The sequence below is a fragment of the Daejeonella lutea genome (assembly GCF_900168015.1).
GTDB classification, from domain to species: Bacteria; Bacteroidota; Bacteroidia; order Sphingobacteriales; family Sphingobacteriaceae; genus Daejeonella; species Daejeonella lutea.
Genome location: NZ_FUYR01000002.1, coordinates 304354 through 322862, shown reverse-complemented (window position 1 = coordinate 322862; position 18509 = coordinate 304354). Strand labels below are relative to the sequence as shown.

General features: G+C 43.5%; 14 protein-coding genes. 10 read left to right on the top strand and 4 right to left on the bottom strand.

The features are described 5' to 3' along the window. Positions 1–115 precede the first annotated feature (115 nt). From B5X60_RS10455 to B5X60_RS10445, 3 genes are all read right to left on the bottom strand, one after another. Entirely contained in the window at positions 116–1612 is a 1497-nt protein-coding gene (locus tag B5X60_RS10455) for a serine hydrolase (RefSeq protein ID WP_079702640.1), read from the bottom strand. Between the two features lie 27 nt (positions 1613–1639). Further along, a complete protein-coding gene (locus tag B5X60_RS10450; protein ID WP_079702639.1) occupies positions 1640–2929 on the bottom strand; it encodes a hypothetical protein in 1290 nt (429 codons plus the stop codon). A gap of 63 nt (positions 2930–2992) precedes the next feature. Beyond that, positions 2993–4138, bottom strand: coding sequence for a BamA/TamA family outer membrane protein (locus tag B5X60_RS10445; RefSeq protein WP_139377449.1), 1146 nt, complete (start codon positions 4136–4138; stop codon positions 2993–2995). Positions 4139–4283: 145 nt separating this feature from the next. Here B5X60_RS10445 and B5X60_RS10440 point away from each other — a divergent pair, with 145 nt between their 5' ends. Continuing rightward, positions 4284–4781, top strand: a complete 498-nt coding sequence (locus B5X60_RS10440; RefSeq protein WP_079702638.1) for a CinA family protein — start codon at positions 4284–4286, stop codon at positions 4779–4781. A 90-nt stretch (positions 4782–4871) separates the two neighbouring features. On the opposite strand, the gene B5X60_RS10435 is transcribed toward B5X60_RS10440, so the two are convergent. Continuing rightward, complete coding sequence (locus B5X60_RS10435; RefSeq protein ID WP_079702637.1) at positions 4872–6533, bottom strand: M28 family metallopeptidase; 1662 nt, start codon at positions 6531–6533, stop codon at positions 4872–4874. 563 nt (positions 6534–7096) lie between these two features. On the opposite strand from B5X60_RS10435, the gene B5X60_RS10430 reads away from it, so the two are divergent. The 9 genes from B5X60_RS10430 (at position 7097) to B5X60_RS10390 (ending at position 18508) form a co-directional block, all read left to right on the top strand. Then, complete coding sequence (locus B5X60_RS10430) at positions 7097–7609, top strand: hypothetical protein (protein WP_139377448.1); 513 nt, start codon at positions 7097–7099, stop codon at positions 7607–7609. A gap of 116 nt (positions 7610–7725) precedes the next feature. Then, a complete protein-coding gene (locus B5X60_RS10425) occupies positions 7726–8706 on the top strand; it encodes a deoxyhypusine synthase family protein (protein WP_079702635.1) in 981 nt (326 codons plus the stop codon). A gap of 249 nt (positions 8707–8955) precedes the next feature. Further along, entirely contained in the window at positions 8956–10227 is a 1272-nt protein-coding gene (locus tag B5X60_RS10420; RefSeq protein WP_079702634.1) for a cytochrome c3 family protein, read from the top strand. Positions 10228–10273: 46 nt separating this feature from the next. Next, positions 10274–13285, top strand: coding sequence for a TAT-variant-translocated molybdopterin oxidoreductase (locus B5X60_RS10415; RefSeq protein WP_079702633.1), 3012 nt, complete (start codon positions 10274–10276; stop codon positions 13283–13285). Between the two features lie 21 nt (positions 13286–13306). Next, positions 13307–14785, top strand: a complete 1479-nt coding sequence (gene nrfD, locus B5X60_RS10410) for an NrfD/PsrC family molybdoenzyme membrane anchor subunit (protein WP_079702632.1) — start codon at positions 13307–13309, stop codon at positions 14783–14785. 2 nt (positions 14786–14787) lie between these two features. Continuing rightward, the gene (locus B5X60_RS10405; protein WP_079702631.1) at positions 14788–15324 is read left to right on the top strand and encodes a DUF3341 domain-containing protein; all 537 of its coding nucleotides are present in this window, start codon (positions 14788–14790) and stop codon (positions 15322–15324) included. Then, positions 15317–15901 (top strand): c-type cytochrome, encoded by a 585-nt coding sequence (locus B5X60_RS10400; protein ID WP_407641465.1) that lies wholly within the window; start codon positions 15317–15319, stop codon positions 15899–15901. Before B5X60_RS10405 ends, B5X60_RS10400 begins: the two co-directional genes overlap by 8 nt. A 17-nt stretch (positions 15902–15918) precedes the next feature. Next, entirely contained in the window at positions 15919–17145 is a 1227-nt protein-coding gene (locus B5X60_RS10395) for a quinol:cytochrome C oxidoreductase (RefSeq protein WP_079702629.1), read from the top strand. Between the two features lie 34 nt (positions 17146–17179). Next, positions 17180–18508, top strand: coding sequence for a cytochrome c oxidase subunit II (locus B5X60_RS10390; RefSeq protein WP_079702628.1), 1329 nt, complete (start codon positions 17180–17182; stop codon positions 18506–18508). The last annotated feature ends 1 nt before the right edge of the window (position 18509 follow it).

Genomic DNA, 18509 nt, shown 5'->3' with positions numbered 1-18509 from the left:
TCTAATCATATGCGACCACCTTCGGGGTCGTTCGGGAAATGTAAAAGTTCTATAAATATCTGACCCTTTCAGGGTCAACTCTCCACCCGATAGCTATCGGGTCTCCACTCAATCATCACTTAACCCTCACAAACTCCGTCACCGGATCCCCAAACGGCCTGGTACTGATTTTATCGATATTCCCTTTGTCGTTTGTAAGGAAGCTTACCCGCATGTCTGGATAGCCCACAGCGTCATCAATAGTTGTAAACTGATCATAATGCCAGTGATTTAGCGGCGCATTGAGGCTGCGATACATAAGTCTTAACCCGTTGTTTTCAGCTGTAATCTGAATATCACCATAAACCGGATGGTTAAAAGTTCCTATATAAGCGGCCATCTGGTGCGATGGAGCAGTATTCATTACGCGTGACGCGTTTAAAGAATCAATCTGGCGTCTGCTTCTAGCTTCCCCATCCAGGTAGTCTTTTCTGTAGCGGCCGCTCCAGTCTGTAACATCGCGTCCAAGCAAGATATCTATAACAGGGAGGTTCATGACAGAACGGAGGGAACCTGCGGCAGTGGAGTTATGTACTGTAAAGATGGCAAGGCTATCCAATGGCAGATAGGTGAGGTTGGAGTAGAACCCATCAATTGAGCCCGTGTGTCCAATGATCTTTGTTCCCTTGTAAGTTTGAACAATTCGCCCGAGCGCATAAATAGAGTTAGACAGTTCATCATATCGTCCGCGCTTATCTGAAAGGTTTTGCGGAATAGCCGTTTCTGCGATTGCACGTGCAGGAATGGCTTGTTTGCCATTAAACTTACCGCCATTAACGAGTGCGATCATCCAGTTTCCCATATCTTTCATGTTGGAATATATAGTGCCTGCGGGGCCGAGGGTTTCGGATTGTGAACTGAATGTACGCGGAACCAATTTACCCTGTTCATTATCGAAGTATGACTTCGAGTGCTCTGCCGGCTTCTGGCCTACGCCAGCAAATCCGCTGGAATTCATCGCAAGGGGTTTAAAGATCCGTTCACGGACATTCTCTTCCCACGATTTACCGGTTACACTTTCTATCACTAAACCTGATGCCATAAACATCATGTTATTATAGATATAACCTTCACGGAATCCCAGCGATGGCTTCATATAAGCAATCTTGCTCAGCGCTTCCGTTCTGGGGAAAGGGGCATTTACCCAAATTCCATCATAGGTTGGCAGTCCGGTGCGATGACTAAGCATATCCCGTAAGGTTACTTTTGCAGTTAGTTCCTCATTGTAGAAGGTCATTGCCGGAACATACGTGCGAACGGGTTTATCTAAGTTTAACTTTCCTTCAACTGCCAGTTGGGATGCGATAACAGCCGTAAACAATTTAGTATTAGATGCAATTGGAAATAGCGTGGTTTCTGTGGCTGGAAGGTTCTTTTCTATATCACGCAGGCCATACCCCTTACTGTAAATCAGTTTGCCTTTATGCACAATTGATATTCCCATGCCCGGGATGTTCCATTGTTTAAGCAGGCCGTTAGCGTAGGCATCAATTGTTCCGAACTTGGTTGAGTAATCAGTGCTCTGCGCCGAAACACATAGTGGCAGCAGTAGGAGTAATAGTAATCGTTTCATTAGTTGATTTATGGATTGCTTGAAGGGTTATTTTATGAGGTCGCGCGGGCTTACAGGGTTACTCAGCAGATTAGAGAATACATCCCAATGTCCATTGGCTGCCCCCTTCTCTATGTAACTTTTAACCACGTCCTGTCCGTAATTATAATTGATTACGTAGCTGCGGTATTTCTTAATAAAGCTGATGGACTTCAAGGCAGTCTCTTCATTATAAAGACAGTATTTCTTAAGCCAATCCAGAGCCTGTTCATCATTCATGGTAGCATTTACAATACCACGGCCAGCTTCATTACGGGCATAATTGAGCTTGCCGCGGATGGACAATGCTTTGAAGTATAAGCCAATGCCAGCAGTATCAAGTCCTGCCAATGGTAGAATGACTTCTTTCGAGAAGCGTACCTTATCCTGACCAGGGAACGCCAGCTCAATACCATAATTTGCACTGCCCTCAGCAATAAACGACTGTGGGCTGAACAGGGGATAGAGTGATATTTCAACCCAACCTTTGTCACGATAAAGATTTTTTTCCAGCAGCATATTATACACATGATGACCCGGATAGCTTTCGTGACTGCCTACATCAATAGCACGCTCAATAAATATTTGAATGTCAGTATTGATCTGGATCTCACTCGTGTAATTGCCCTTGTACCAGTTATAGCCACTCCATGATTTATTGGTTACATATTCCAGGCTAAACTTTTCTTCCGCTGGTAATTTATAGTGCGCCAGAGTTCGCGCTCTTGCCTCAGCTATCGTGGTTTTAAACACTGTATCCAGTTTAGCTTTAGGGATAATGAAGCGATTAGCCAGTGCCTGAAATCGATCCTGAACACTGCCTGATCCTGGGAGTGTCTTATCCAGGGAATCAATCAGAGCTTCGTAATGAGAAGCAGGATATTCAGGCGCCTTTACACCAAACAGGTCGGTAGATTCTTCATCGAAAGTTCCGTATTCTCCTGTAAAGATCTTCACTCTCCGGGTAAATGCTGTTAACTGACCCGACATCCATTTGGCCCGAACGGAAGTAGAATCATTGCCCCTGGCAATCAGCTGATCCAGTTGTTTCCGCATGCCCGCAATAGCGCTAAGCACGCTGTCTTTAGGAAATAGCTCGGGTTTAGTCTTTGGTTTTAATGAGTCGGGGCCATAATAGGCATCAACAAAGTCAGTATCATATTGACCAATGAATAAACCCAGCCTGACATAGTCCTGTGCGATTGTATTTAGCGAGCTTGCACTGTCTTCTTTATCCTGAGAACAGGAGATAATAAGCGGGATTGACGCGAGGAGTATGAGTTGTTTTAATCTTTTCACTTCAGTAGATTCTATAATGCAAAGCTTAATGGTATGCAAAATAGTAAATTTACCAGTGGAAGATTAAAAGGATTCGCCTAAACTTAAATAAAAGCCCTTCTGCCGTTCTTCTCCTGGTCTCTTTTCACCGTATGCGTAGTCCATGCGGATACTCAACCCTTTCTCAACATCAAAGAAATAGCGAAACCCTGCGCCAACGCTTGGTTTAAGATCAGCAACTCTGAAACTGTTATGGCCGTATACAGTACCTGTACCGGCGAAGCCTACAAAGCCAATTTTCGGATTTAATCTTAAACGAAGTTCTGCCTGCAGGGCCAACAGATTTTCATCGCGAAAGCGGCCGGTGTAATACCCTCGCAACATCTCATCGTTTCCTAACTGAGGCAGGAGGTAGAAAGGTGTGTTTCCATCACCAATGGTTTGAAAAATACCATTGATTCCCAGGACGGCTTTTTTACTCAGGCTCTTAAATGTACGAAGATCGGCTTTGAACATTCCACCGTCAAAATCAGTATCATCAAACAGCTTAGGGGCATATGAATAGTTTAATTTCAGGTACGTCCCTTTGGTTGTGTATGTATTGGAGTTTCGATTATCGAAGATCTGGCTGATGCCCAGGAAGAGCACCTGACCACCATCACGGTCTACCAGGAAAGGATCTGTGGTAAATACCCCAACTTCAGCTTTGTCTGTAAAGCGATATCTGTCATAATTAACATTTAGGCCAGTGTAGGTTATCTTTCCGAATTTCTTTTCTGCTCCGGCGTTGAGTCTGAACAACTTTTGAGTGATGCGGTCTTCATTTGCCTTAAAGGTTTTGTTGCCGACTCCATAGAAGTTGAACGGAAAGTTCTTGTATCTGAACTCCGAAGTATAATGGTATGTATTACCTGGCGCCCAAATATCGCTTTTAAGCTGAAAATTACTCTGGCTTTTGGTGGTGAAGGTAGCGACACCTGTTAAGCGAGATGCACGAGTCAGTGTATCTTTGCGATCGGTATAGAATGAGTAAAGGCTTACTGCACCGAATTCAACACCGGTTTCCTGTGAATATCCGAGCACGGGAAGGGCGAGAAAGCTGCTGGATCGGGTGGTATCAGCTTCATTGGAAAAGAGCTTCTTGATTAGTTTCTTTTGTGCTGAAGCGGGAGCCAGATTGCATATAAAGAGCACTGCAATTAGTCCAGGAAGCAGATAAGAGTTTTTCATGAGCGGCAAATATAGGATTAAGTTCACAGTTGAAGATGATATCACAAGCAGATGAGCCGCTATAAGAATTAAAGACAAATGGTTCAATTTCCTATAGGCCCACAAACTTATTATCCAGACAAAAGTTATACAGGAAAATATATCTATGCCATCTACACTAGTCCTTGAAAGTTGCAAAGCACTTGCTGCAAATAATCTTACCATAACCTTTGCTGAGAGCGCGACTGCCGGCAGTCTTTGTGCCGCGTTCGCGATGGCACCCCAATCAGGTCAGGTGTTAAAAGGCGGGATTGTCTGTTATGATGCAGTGTTAAAAGAACATATTCTGCATATTCCGCCTGGAATTATCAAGAAATATACTCCTGAGTCGGCCGAGGTTACCGAACAATTAAGCAGAAGGCTAAAGAAACTAATAAAAGCTGATGTGTATGTGGCTGTCACCGGACTCACCACATCCGGCGGAAGTGAAACACCAGAAAAGCCAGTAGGCACTATGTTTATGCATATGATTTGGGAAGAAAAAAGCCTCGGGCTTAGGGAAGTGTATAGAGGTAAGCCGGAGGACATTATTGCACAGGCTGTAGACAGAGTGGCAAGGATGGTATTGGACTTAATACGTGATGTGAAGAAAGTTGAGAATTGAGAGTGGAAGGTTGAGAATGGAGAGAGAAGACGCTACTAATTTTAATGCAGCGTTTAATTCATTCTCTACTCTCCACTCTCCCTTTTCAGCTCATTTGCCCTCTCTGATCGCTTTAAACTCCGATCCCTCTTTCCAAACAGGCATTTTTGTTTCGAAAGCAAGGCGTTTACCTACCAGGAAAAGCAATTTAAGATCATCTATACCGCCGGCAAAGGTCCATGTAGTCGGGTCGTATTCGTCTGAAGGTCGGTGATAATGTTTTTCGGTGTAGATCGAATCTGCCTTGGCCCCGTAGCCTGCTTCTTTACCTATAACCTCCATTCCATTGGATGTATATAGTGCCGGAATACCCACCTTCGCGAAATTGAAGTGATCAGAACGGTAGTAGTATCCGGCTTCAGGATGATTTTCATAGGCGAGCACTCTGCCTGCCTTTTCCGCTGCTTCCTTCAGGTAGTCCTCCAACTCAGACTGTCCTTTACCAATGGTTATGATATCCCGGGTGCTTTCATTCGGATTGATGCCATCAATATTGATGTTTGCCACAGTTTTATTTACCGGGTAGATTGGATTCTGGGCGTAGTAGGCCGATCCCCAAAGTCCCTGTTCTTCGGCAGTAACCGACAGCATAATTATAGTTCGTTCCGGTTGCACTTTCAGGCTCTTAAACGCACGGGCCAATTCCAGCAACCCTGCAGTACCTGTCGCGTTATCCAGTGCGCCATTGTAAATGGAATCTCCGGTTTCGTCCGCTTTGCCGATACCCAAATGATCCCAGTGCGAGGAATAAACGATAACCTCATCCGGACGCTTTGTGCCAGTGATTTTCCCAACAACATTATATGATTTGTTGAAGGTGGTAGTCACTTTCATGCTGGTAGAAAGTTTAAGGTTCAGTGGCAGTGCTTTGAAGCCAGGTTTATCAGCCATAGCGAAGAAACTGGTGCTATCCATGCCTGCTGCTGCAACGAGGCGCTTTGCTGCTGGCAGAGAAACCCAACCATTAATATCGGTATATGGCTTTGGTTTAGCGCGATCATCAAGCCGGAGCTTGGATGCATTCCAGTTATTTTGCACTACAGAGAAAGGGTAGCTGGCGCCTTCGGTGGTGTGGACTATTAAGCAGCCTTTTGCACCCTGGCGTGCTGCTTCTTCGAATTTGTAGGTCCAGCGACCGTAATAGGTCATTGTTTTACCTTTGAACAAGCTTGAATCATTAGCAGCAAAACCCGGATCATTTACCATTACGAGCACAACTTTTCCTTTCACATCCAGTCCCGCGTAATCGTTCCAGTTATGTTCCGGTGCAACCACGCCGTAGCCAGCGAACACAACCTCATCATTATTCAGGCTAACCTTATCAGCAATTTTATCTGTCCAGATTACATAATCGTCAAAACCTTTAAGAGAAAGATTGCCTTTAGGGGCGCTTACAGTCATGGAGGGGTCGGCATTGGTCTGAATATTTACCATGGGAACCTCCTGGAGATAACTATCACCATTTCCCGGCTCCAGGCCTGCCTGTTTAAATTGTTTTTGCAGGTACGCTACAGTCTTGGTTTCGCCTTCGGTAAATGGCTTGCGCCCCATGAGCGAATCATCTGCTAGCTGAGCAACATGCAGTCGCATGCTATCTGCGCTGAATGCAGCCAGGCCGTCTTCATCAACGGCGGAAGTATTTTTTGTGTCCTGATTGCAGGCGCCAAGTAATGCGATGGCCGCAAGGGCAAGGGGGTAGAGTTTCATTTTCATAACAGGTTAGGTTTGAATGTATGAAGATAGGAAATTTTGTTGCTGTGTAGCATTAGCAGGGAAACGCCCTTTAATATAACTATTATGAGAATACTGATTATTATTGGGAGGTTCCCGCCTTCGCGGGAATGACAATCAGCAGTGGGGAAATATTGGGAGATTCCAGCCTCCGCTGGAATCCAATAAAATACCGCTCAAAGGCAGTTGATGTTTTTAAACTTCATGGCAAGCGACAAAACTAAAAATCGTGATTAAACTCAGATTCCAGCGGAGGCTGGAATCTCCCAATTGACTTATAACATCTTGTCATTCCAGCGAAAGCTGGAAACCCCCAAGCTTCTTAGAGTTGATCTAACAGTGTTTAAGTAATAAACTGCGTTTAAAACACAATTGAACGTAAAAAGGTGAGGGCATAGACATGGCTTAGCCAGTACTAAGCACTTGCTAAGTGAATAGAGGGTGTTGTCAATTCACTTATTTCACATAATTTCAGTCAAAAAGTGGCTAAATTATTTGGTTAATTCAGAACCATTTATTATCTTGTGTAGTTAATAATCAGTGCATTGGCTATACAAACTTCCCCTCTTTTTGCAGGCTTTCGCGGAAGCGTGAATCGCCAGCTGCTGTTCAGGCAGTGTGGGGGCAGGACCGTAGTGAGTAGTTTCCCCGACCGGAGCAAGGTTATTTACAGTGAGCGGCAGAAACATGCCCAAAAGCGTTTTTCTGAAGCCATTGCGTTTGCCAGAGTGGTGATTAAAGAACCGGGTTTGAAGGATATTTATTCAGTTAAAGCCTCTCTGTTGGGTTTTCGCTCGGCATGGAACCTTGCAATCGCGGAATTTATGAGCGCTGAACCGCTTGGCGTGAAAAAGAAGAAGATCCGTTTTGACCGCTCCATCATCACAAACTCGCTGGGATGGAAAGTGCCGGTCAAGCTGTATAAGTTGGATGAGGAGGCTGTGAAGGTGGTTTTGAAGGTTCCGGAGAGGCTCAAAACGACCTTTTTACGAGACCACGTTCAATTTATTCGTCTGCGCGAATCGGTTCGTGGCAAGCCTCATTTAGTGCCGGTCTAATGTTATAAATCAGTGTTAATGCGGTTTCTGTTTTACTGCTAAGCGTTGTTTTCAGCACTTCTTACCTTGTTTCCTAACCTAAAGAAACCTAATTTTGCGGTCTAAAAATCATAATCATGGCTGCTGAAAGAGGACCGATCTCCCGTTTTATCGAAACAAATTACCTGCATTTCAATTCTGCTGCATTAATGGATGCGGCTAAGGGTTACGAAACTCACCTGGATGAAGGTGGTAAGATGATGATCACTCTTGCCGGCGCTATGAGTACTGCTGAGCTGGGTATTTCCCTTGCGGAGATGATCCGCCAGGATAAGGTTGCCATTATTTCCTGTACGGGAGCTAACCTGGAAGAGGATATTATGAACCTGGTGGCACACTCCCATTATAAGCGTGTTCCAAACTATAGAGATCTTAGTCCGCAGGACGAATGGGACCTGTTAGAGAACCATTACAATCGCGTAACAGATACCTGCATCCCTGAAGAAGAAGCTTTCAGGCGTTTGCAAAAGCATATTCACAAGATCTGGAAAGATGCCGACAGCGCGGGTGAGCGATATTTTCCGCATGAGTTCATGTATAAAATGCTGTTGAGCGGCGACCTGGAGCAATACTATGAGATTGACCCAAAGAACTCGTGGATGCTGGCAGCTGCGGAGAAGAACCTGCCAATTGTAGTTCCCGGATGGGAAGATTCAACGATGGGGAATATTTTCGCTTCTTACGTGATGAAGAGAGAGCTTCAGGCTTCAACAATGAAAAGCGGAATTGAATATATGGGCTGGCTTGCCGAATGGTATATTGCTAATTCAGGTGGCAAAGGTGTGGGCTTTTTCCAGATAGGGGGCGGTATTGCGGGAGATTTCCCAATTTGCGTGGTACCTATGCTTTACCAGGATATGGAGATGGAGAACATTCCTTTCTGGAGCTATTTCTGCCAAATCTCAGACTCAACAACTTCCTTCGGATCGTACTCTGGTGCAGTTCCTAATGAGAAGATTACGTGGGGAAAACTGGATATTCATACACCAAAATTTATAGTCGAATCTGATGCCACTATTGTGGCGCCATTAATTTTCGCGTGGGTTTTAAAGCAGTAGTAATTTGTTTTTATACAAGCAACTATTTTTCCTAAGCTAGCTACTTGTAAACGAAGGTTTCTGTCATAACTAATTGATAGATAACTAATTTAACATCAATTTAGAACGATTATAAATTAGTAATATTAGTCACGTTAATGTCATGGTTAAGTGAATAAAACCTACTTTTGTCATCGAAAATAAGTGCCTCCCTAATACCAGGCGTATTTTCTATCATACATTTCAATTTTTTAGCATTAAATACTCAATATGAGAAGCATCTCATTGTTTTTTAGAAGTGTTACGAAGTCTCTGATACTGGTTTCTTTTCTGGCTGTAGCTGCTGTATCTTCAGCAAGTGCACAGGATGTGGCTGCCGGTGGAGCGATATTCAAGCAAAAGTGTACGGCTTGTCACGCAGTTGGAAAAGTTGTAGTTGGTCCTGATCTAAAGGGAGTAACTGAACGCCGCGAAGAAGCATGGTTGCTTAAGTGGATCAAGAACGCACCTGCTTTAATTGCTTCAGGAGATCCTGTAGCAAAAGAAGTTGAAGCATTTTCACCTGCTGCGATGTCGGCTTTCCCTGAATTGTCGGATGATGATGTCAAAAACATTCTTGCTTACGTAAAAGCCGAAGAGACTAAACCTGCTGCTGATCCAAAGGCTGCTGGCGGTGCCTCTGCAGAAGGCGGTTCTGGCGAGATCAGTAACTTTATGATCTTCGGACTGATCGCTGTGATTATCATTGCTTTCATCGTTATCGTAGTTCTGAACCGTGTGATCCGTACTTTGGAACGCGTGATGCTTCAGAAACAAGGTGTGCTTGTAGAAGACGATGAAGTTGTCCCTGGTGATAGATTAGCTGGTCTGAAAAGGCTTACCAAGAACAAGAAATTCATCTTATTTGTAGTGCTGCTCCTTGTTATTTTCCTTGGATCAGCAGGATGGATGGGCATGTGGGAAACAGGTGTTCACACAGGATACCAGCCAGTGCAGCCAATTAAGTTCTCTCACCAGCTTCACGCAGGTGTTAATAAGATAGATTGTCAGTACTGCCATACCGGTGCATTTACTTCTAAGAATGCGTCAATACCATCATTAAATGTTTGTATGAACTGCCATAACTACGTAACGGCATCAGACAAATACGATGGAAAGACTTCTCCGGAGATTCAGAAGATCTACCATGCATTAGATTATAATGAAACGACCAAGCAATACGGTAATAATACAAAGCCGGTTGAATGGATCCGTATCCATAACCTGCCTGATCTTGCTTACTTCAATCACTCACAACACGTTTCAGTAGCCGGCATTGAGTGCCAGAAATGTCACGGACCGATCCAGACTATGGAAGAGGTTTACCAGTACTCGCCGCTTACAATGAAATGGTGCGTTAACTGCCACAAAGAAACTGAGGTGAACCATAAAGATAATCCATACTACGATAGATTAATTGCTGCTCACGACAAGTTGAAAAAAGGTGAGAAGGTTACAGCGGCAGTATTAGGTGGTTTAGAGTGTAGCAAGTGCCACTACTAAGAATAGAATTTTAAAGAAAACATACGTATACAGTTATATAGCTTAAATGGAAAGCAATAAGAAATACTGGAAAGGTTTAGAAGAGCTGCAGAATACTAAAGACTTCGTTGAGAAAAACAAAAACGAATTCGCTGAGTCGCTTCCTATGGAAGAGGTTCTGAATGAAGCTGGCTTAAGTACCGTAACTCCACGACGCGACTTCTTAAAGGCGCTGGGATTTGGTTTAGGTGCAGTAACCCTGGCTGCTTGTCAGAAAACTCCTGTTCATAAATCAATTCCTTACTTAGTTAAGCCGGAAGAGATCGTACCAGGTATTCCAAATTATTACACCTCAACTTTTAACGGTCACAGCATTCTGGTTAAAACCCGTGAAGGCCGTCCGATCAAGATTGAAGGTAATCCTAATTGTATCCTGAGCAAAGGAGCTTTAGATGCAAAAGGACAGGCATCTGTGCTTGACTTATATGATGTATCAAAACTAAAAGGACCAGTTCTTAATGATGCAGATACTTCATGGGAAAAGATCGACCAGTTTGTAAAAACTGAATTGTCTAAAACAGGTGGTAAGAGCATCCGTATCGTTTCTTCTACTGTCAACAGTCCTTCTACTAAAGCTGTTATTGCTGATTTCATTGCAAAATACCCATCAGCCAAGCATGTACAGGTTGATGCAGTTTCATACACAGGTATAATTAAGGCTAACGAAGCAAGCTTTGGTAAAGCGGTACTTCCGAGATACCGTTTCGACAACGCGGATGTAATCGTCAGCTTCGGTGCCGATTTCCTTGGAAGCTGGATCTCGCCAATTGAATTCAATACACAATACGCTTCTAAAAGAAATGCTGCTGCTCTGAAAGGCGGCAAGATGTCTCGTCACATTCAGTTTGAGACCGGCATGAGCTTAACCGGAACAAATGCTGATGCACGTATTCCGTTGAAGCCATCTGAAGAAGGTATTGCATTACTAAATTTATATGCTGCCCTTGGCGGAGCTGTTTCAGGCGGTAAGAAATTACCTAACCAAAAAGCTGAAACAGGAGTTATGCTTGCTGCCAAGGAACTGGCAGCGGCCAAAGGAAGAAGCCTTGTAGTATCAGGATCTAATGATATCGCAACCCAAACGGTTGTTAATGCTATAAACTCTCTTCTTGGGAATTATGGCACCACTGTCGATCTTGACAATCCATCTTACCAGTACACAGGTAACGATGCAGATTTCGTGACTTTGGTAAGCGAGATGAACAGCGGTTCAGTTGGTGCGGTGTTCTTCCTTAATAGTAACCCGGCTTACGAGTATGCTGATCCGAAGGCATTCACTGATGCACTTGCAAAAGTGGCACTTCGCGTATCGTTTGCTGATCGCAAAGACGAAACCGCTTCACTTTGCCAGGTTATTGCTCCTAACCACCACTACCTGGAATCATGGGGCGACTCGAATCCGGTAGAAGGTTATTATACTATTGCACAACCAACCATCAATCCTGTTTACAATACACGTAATGCAGAACAAGGTCTTTTGATCTGGTCTGATAACGCAGTTCAGGATTACTACCAGTACATCCAGAATAACTGGAGCAAGGCTGGTTTAACTCAGGGTGCAACTGGCTGGAAAGATCTTCTTCAAAAAGGATCTGTAACAATGACTGCTAAAGGTGGAGGTGCTTATTCATCAGCGGGTAATGTAGCTGCAGCAGTATCTGCGATCGTTGCTGAGAGCAATGCACTAGCAAAAGGCGGCGACAATGCTGTTGAGCTACATATTTATGAAAGTACTGGTATTGGAAATGGTAAACTGGCGAATAACCCTTGGTTGCAAGAGTTGCCAGATGCGGTTTCTAAAGTAACCTGGGATAACTATGCTGCTATCGGACCTAAATATGCTGAGAAATTAGGCATTGGCGAGAATGACATGGTTACTGTCAAGACTGATAAATACGAAGTTACTTTACCAGTATTAATCCAGCCGGGTCAGGCTTCAGGTACTGTTTCAATAGCTGTTGGCTACGGACGTACGATGGCAGGAAAAGCAGCAGTTGAGGTTGGTAAAAATGCGTATCCCTTCTTAAGACTGGTTAACGGTACTTTGCAAGGAAATGCTGCTGCAACTATCAGCAAAGCTGGCGGAATATATGAGCTTGCTCAAACGCAGACTCACCACTCGATTGAGGGAAGAAATATCGTCCGCGAAACAACTTTAAAAGATTACTTAAAAGATCCAAACCACGGTACTGGCCACGGTCATGTTAACCATGTTGATCTTTGGAACGAATATGAGATGCCAGGCCACAATTGGGTAATGGCGATCGATTTAAATGCATGTACGGGTTGCGGAGCTTGTATTGTAGCTTGTAATGCAGAGAATAACATCCCTGTTGTAGGACGCGATGAGGTTAGAAAGCGTCGTGAAATGCACTGGCTGCGTATCGACCGTTACTACACTGTTAATGATAATGGCAGTAAAGTAACGAAGGAAGACGAAATGGAAGACATGGAAACCATGGACAACGTTTCAGTGATCCACCAACCAATGCTGTGTCAGCATTGCGATCATGCTCCTTGTGAGACTGTTTGTCCGGTACTTGCTACCGTTCACTCATCAGAAGGTTTGAACCAGATGGCTTACAACCGCTGTATCGGAACAAGATACTGCGCGAATAACTGTCCGTATAAAGTACGTCGTTTCAACTGGTTTAACTACTGGAATGACTCACGTTTCGACAACTACATGAACAATGAGTTTACACAGCTTGTGTTAAACCCTGACGTAAGTACACGTTCACGTGGTGTGATGGAGAAATGTTCAATGTGTGTTCAGCGTATCCAGGCTGGTAAACTTCAGGCTAAATTAGATAAACGCACATTGAAGGATGGCGATATCAAGGTGGCTTGTCAGCAAACTTGTCCTACGAATGCGATCATTTTTGGTGATGGTAATGATCCTAACTCAGAGGTTGCGAAAGCACTGAAGAGCGAGCGTACTTATTATGTACTTGAGGAGATCAATACCAAGCCAGGTGTTGGATATCAAACAAAAGTTAGAAATACTGCAGAGGTTTAATACAAGAAATTCAATAAAGATATGTCATCTCATCACGAGTCTATACTTAGAGAACCCTTAGTAACCGGTGAAAATATCACCTACTCCAAGGTTACTGAAGATATATTGGTTCCGGTAGAAAATAAGCCTAACAAAGCATGGTGGATCGGATTCATCGTTTCGGCACTGGGCGCTGGCCTTTGGGTATTCGCAGTAAGCTGGACATTCTGGTTCGGTATCGGCGAATGGGGATTAAATAAAACTGTAGGCTGGGCATGGGATATCACCGGTTTCGTTTGGTGGGTAGGTATTGGTCACGCGGGAACACTTATTTCTGCCGTACTCTTGCTATTCCGTCAGAACTGGCGTAACTCCATTAACCGTTCAGCAGAGGCGATGACAATCTTCGCCGTTATTTGTGCCGCCACTTACATTATATCGCACATGGGCCGCCCATGGATGTTTTACTGGGCATTACCATTACCGAATCAGTTCGGTTCGCTATGGGTGAACTTTAACTCTCCGCTGGTATGGGACGTATTCGCGATCTCCACTTACTTCTCGGTTTCATTAGTATTCTGGTATACAGGCTTACTTCCTGATATCGCTACTATCCGTGACCGTGCTACTGGCTTACGCCGTCGTATCTACTCTATCCTTTCTTTCGGCTGGAATGGATCGGTTAAAACCTGGCAGCGTTTTGAGCTTGTTTCATTGATCCTTGCAGGTGTATCAACACCACTTGTACTTTCCGTACACACCATTGTATCCATGGACTTTGCAACATCACTGGTTCCGGGATGGCACACAACGATCTTTCCTCCATACTTCGTGGCTGGTGCGATCTTCTCTGGATTTGCGATGGTACAAACCTTATTGCTTGTTGCACGTAAGGTGATGAACTTTGAAAACTACATCACTATGTTCCATATTGAATCGATGAATAAGATTATCATTCTTACTGGTTCAATCGTTGGTGTGGCATACTTAACTGAGCTATTCATTGCTTGGTATTCAGGCGCTGAATACGAGCAATACGCATTCCTTAACCGTGTAAGCGGTCCGTACTGGTGGGCATACTGGAGTATGATGACCTGTAACGTGTTTACACCACAGATATTCTGGATCAAGAAGATCCGTACAAGCATTGCCTGGTCATGGATCCTTTCAATCATTGTGAATATCGGTATGTGGTTCGAGCGTTTCGTAATTATCGTAACCTCTCTGCACCGTGATTACCTGCCATCAAGCTGGGTTATGTTTTACCCAAGCTGGGTTGACGTGTGTGTATTCATCGGATCAATCGGATTGTTCTTTACATTATTTTTGTTGTTCCTGAGAGTATTACCAGCAATTGCAATGGCTGAGGTTAAATTGTTGCTGAAGAGCTCAAGTGACCAGGCTAAACAAAAGCTGATCCGCGAAGGAAAAGTTGATGCAGGAGAAGCAGCATACTACCAGGAATCTCTTGAAAAATACGATAGTGTTTCACCCCGAGTTGCGGAATACGAAAAAGCATAAAGATGAGTAACATAAAATATATTTTAGGGCATTTTGCAGATCCGGATGACCTAATGCATGGGATCGATAAGTTACAGGAAGGCAACGTTAAAATTTACGATGTATTCACCCCGATGCCTATACATGGTATTGAAGATAAATTAGGGATCAAACGTTCACGTTTAGGAAAGGTAGCATTCTGCTTTGGACTGACAGGAACGATCACAGCTATCTCGATGATCTATTATATGCTGGTTTACGACTGGCCTATGAACATCGGTGGTAAGCCTCACTTTGCTTTCCCGGATTTTGTGCCAATCATGTTTGAGTTAACAGTTCTATTCTGTTCGTTCGGTATGGTGGGAACTTATTTCTTTGTTAATCACCTGGCTCCCGGACGTGCTCCAAGAGTTATGGATCTTCGCGCAACTAACGACCGTTTTGTAGTGGCGATTGATGCGAAGGAAAACCCGTATCACGATAAAATTGACAACATTTTAAAAGAAGCTGGTGCTGTTGAAATTAAGCACAACGAAAGGAAATATGTTAGTTATGAATAAGGTCCTGATAATTTGTACCGCTTTTTTAACTGTTGCAACTGCTTCAGTTATAACTTCTTGTTCAAATAATAGAAGCACAGGTATCGAGTATGCCCGTAATATGTATGATCCGATCGCTTATAACCCGGATCAGCCTAATAAGAACTTCAAGGACGGGAAGACAGCTCAAACTCCGCCCGCTGGAACCTCACCAGTAGGATTTGACAAAAATGAAAATTATCCAAATACTCCTGAGGGGTATCAGGCAGCTAGCGCAGGTTTGTCTAACCCGCTTCCAGTAACTGTACCGACTCTTGAGCAGGGGAAAACGCTTTACCTGAATATGTGCTCGCACTGCCACGGTAATGAAGGTAAAGGAGATGGTTCTATTGTGAAGATGGAAAAGTTCCCGGCACCACCGTCATATTCAACTGGTAATTCTTCAAGAGGGGGATCTATGAAAGATCTTACCGACGGAAAAATATACCATACGATAACTTATGGATTGAACCTTATGGGTCCGCACAAATATCAGTTAACTCCGGAGCAACGGTGGAAAATTGTTATGTACGTTCACGAATTACAAAAATTACAATAGTCAATTGCTAAAACCAGATGGGAAATCATAATCATACTCATACTCATAATTTTTCTGAACAATTTGTTTTTTCAGGCAAATTAAAAACCTGGAGCCTTATAGCAATAGTGGTAGGTGTTCTGTCAATTGCCTTTGGCTTTCTGACTGACCATGCTGAGCGTACATACGCAAACTTACTGCTGATGGCATATTATTTCACATGCGTTTGCGCCACAGGTCTATTTTTTATCGCTCTGCAATATGTAGCGCAGGCGGGCTGGGCAACAGGATTGCTACGAATTCCTCAGGCAATGTCAAGGGTACTTCCGATTGCATCCGTTATTTTGTTTGTAGTTTGTGCTGCAGGCCTGATGACTCACAACTTATATCACCATTGGAATGGCGATGGTTTAACAGACCCATCCAGCGCTAATTATGATAAAATCATTGCGGGTAAAGCCGTTTATCTTAATGTGCCATTCTTCCTTGCTCGTTTGGCAATATTTTTAGGAGCTTATAGTTTCTTTGCCTATCTGTTTGCTAAGTATGCACAGCGTGAAGCAGAACAAGGGGGTTTAGTTTTCTACGATAAAAGCATAAAATGGTCAGCTGTATTCCTCATCATCTTCGGATTTACAACACCAATCTGGGCATTTGACACGATTATGTCGCTTGAAGCGCACTGGTTTTCTACCATGTTCGGATGGTATAACTTTGCAGCGATGTGGGTTAGTGGATTATGTGTTATTACTTTAATCGTTATCCTTCTTAAAAAAGGTGGTTATTTATCATGGATTAATGAGAATCACCTTCATGATTTAGGTAAGTTCATCTTCGCATTCTCTATCTTCTGGACATATGTATGGTTTGCGCAGTTCCTACTTATCTACTACGCCAACATGCCGGAGGAAACAGTTTACTTCTACAAAAGATGGGAGCCTGAATACCTTCCTTGGTTTTGGGTAAACATCGTGATAAACTTCGTCGCACCGATACTGATATTGATGGCCCGTGGTTCTAAACGTCAGACAAACACCTTAATGTTTGTTTGTATCATGCTTCTTTGCGGTCACTGGCTGGATTATTATATGATGATCATGCCTGGAACTGTTGAAGCACACCGAGGTTTCGGTATTATCGAAATAGGTATTGCAATTGGATTTGCAGGATTATTTGCATTCCTAACGCTGAATCAATTAAGCAAGAGGTCAATGGTTCCAACCAATCACCCTTTCCTTGAAGAAAGCTTGCATCACCAAATTTAAACAAGAGGTCCAAAAGGTAAATAGTACGAATAAAATGAGGTTAAGAGAAATTTTTAATATCAGGATTGCTGCATCTGTATTAGTTGCTTGCGCTCTTACAGTATCTAGTTATACGGTTTCAGCACAGGTTCAGGATACTGCAGTTAGTTCAATATCGACGGTAGCAGATACTGCTGCGGTGTCAGCTACTCAGGTTTCACCGTCATCGGCACCGCTTATCAGCACTGCCGTAGATACAGCAGCCAGATACAAGAATATGCAGCCGGGATCTACAGAAGTTGATCATTCTGCTGCTTATAAAACTGGAGCGTATTATCTTCTATTGTTTATTCTCTTCTGCGTGTTCATTGCCGTAGTTGGGAAAGTTATGGAAGTGTACGAAGTGAGCAGGGATATTCAGGGACGTAAAGGAGCAAAATTTGATTCAAGGAAGTTCCAGGGTGGCTTGTTCATTGTGTTCTTATTGGCTGGTTTGTACGGTGTATACTGGTCATATTCAGTACAGGGCCCCATGAGTATGCACGAATCGGCGTCAGAGCACGGTATGGATATTGACTTCATGTTCAATATCACCCTTATCATTACGACAATCGTTTTCATTCTTACTCACATTGCTTTATTTGGTTTTTCATATCAATATCGCGGATCAAAAGAAAGAAAAGCATACTTCTACCCACATAACAACGCACTTGAGCGCATCTGGACAATCGTTCCGGCAATCGCTTTAACCGTACTTGTGCTTCTTGGATTTTTCACATGGCGAAGCATCACCAATGTTTCTGAAGAAGATCAGAAAAAGGCAATGAACATTGAAGTGATAGGTGAGCAATTCAAATGGAACTTGCGCTATTCAGGAGAAGACAATTCAATAGGGAAACGTAATTTCAAGCTGACTACCCCTACCAATGGTTTGGGTATAGATTTCAAAGATCAGAAAAGTTGGGATGACAAACTTGTAGGTGAGATTGTAATACCAGTAGGTAAACCAGTCCGGGTTACAATTGGTTCGAAAGATATCCTTCACAGTTTCTATTTGCCAGATTTCAGGGTACAGATTAACGCTGTTCCGGGTATGCCTACATATTTCCAGTTCACCCCGCGCTTAACAACTGCGCAAATGAGAGAGAAACGTAATAACCCTGCTTATGATTATGTGCTGCTATGCGCGAAGATTTGCGGTGCGGGTCATTATAATATGCAAGCAAAAGTTACGGTAGTAACCGAGGCTGAATATGCAGTTTGGATTGCAAAACAGCCTTTATACTACAGTGACGATGTAAAGAAAGAGCTTCAGATGGCGGAGCAAAAGAGTGCAGGAGAGAATAAGAAAATTGCGTTAAATACTAATACAACCACCAAATAAT

Excerpts from the sequence above, each read along its gene's own strand:
- B5X60_RS10455 (WP_079702640.1), bottom strand. The coding sequence starts at position 1,612 with ATGAAACGATTACTATTACTCCTACTGCTGCCACTATGTGTTTCGGCG.
- B5X60_RS10445 (WP_139377449.1), bottom strand. The coding sequence starts at position 4,138 with ATGAAAAACTCTTATCTGCTTCCTGGACTAATTGCAGTGCTCTTTATA.
- B5X60_RS10440 (WP_079702638.1), top strand. The coding sequence starts at position 4,284 with ATGCCATCTACACTAGTCCTTGAAAGTTGCAAAGCACTTGCTGCAAAT.
- B5X60_RS10435 (WP_079702637.1), bottom strand. The coding sequence starts at position 6,533 with ATGAAAATGAAACTCTACCCCCTTGCCCTTGCGGCCATCGCATTACTT.
- B5X60_RS10425 (WP_079702635.1), top strand. The coding sequence starts at position 7,726 with ATGGCTGCTGAAAGAGGACCGATCTCCCGTTTTATCGAAACAAATTAC.
- B5X60_RS10420 (WP_079702634.1), top strand. The coding sequence starts at position 8,956 with ATGAGAAGCATCTCATTGTTTTTTAGAAGTGTTACGAAGTCTCTGATA.
- B5X60_RS10415 (WP_079702633.1), top strand. The coding sequence starts at position 10,274 with ATGGAAAGCAATAAGAAATACTGGAAAGGTTTAGAAGAGCTGCAGAAT.
- nrfD (WP_079702632.1), top strand. The coding sequence starts at position 13,307 with ATGTCATCTCATCACGAGTCTATACTTAGAGAACCCTTAGTAACCGGT.
- B5X60_RS10405 (WP_079702631.1), top strand. The coding sequence starts at position 14,788 with ATGAGTAACATAAAATATATTTTAGGGCATTTTGCAGATCCGGATGAC.
- B5X60_RS10400 (WP_407641465.1), top strand. The coding sequence starts at position 15,317 with ATGAATAAGGTCCTGATAATTTGTACCGCTTTTTTAACTGTTGCAACT.
- B5X60_RS10395 (WP_079702629.1), top strand. The coding sequence starts at position 15,919 with ATGGGAAATCATAATCATACTCATACTCATAATTTTTCTGAACAATTT.
- B5X60_RS10390 (WP_079702628.1), top strand. The coding sequence starts at position 17,180 with ATGAGGTTAAGAGAAATTTTTAATATCAGGATTGCTGCATCTGTATTA.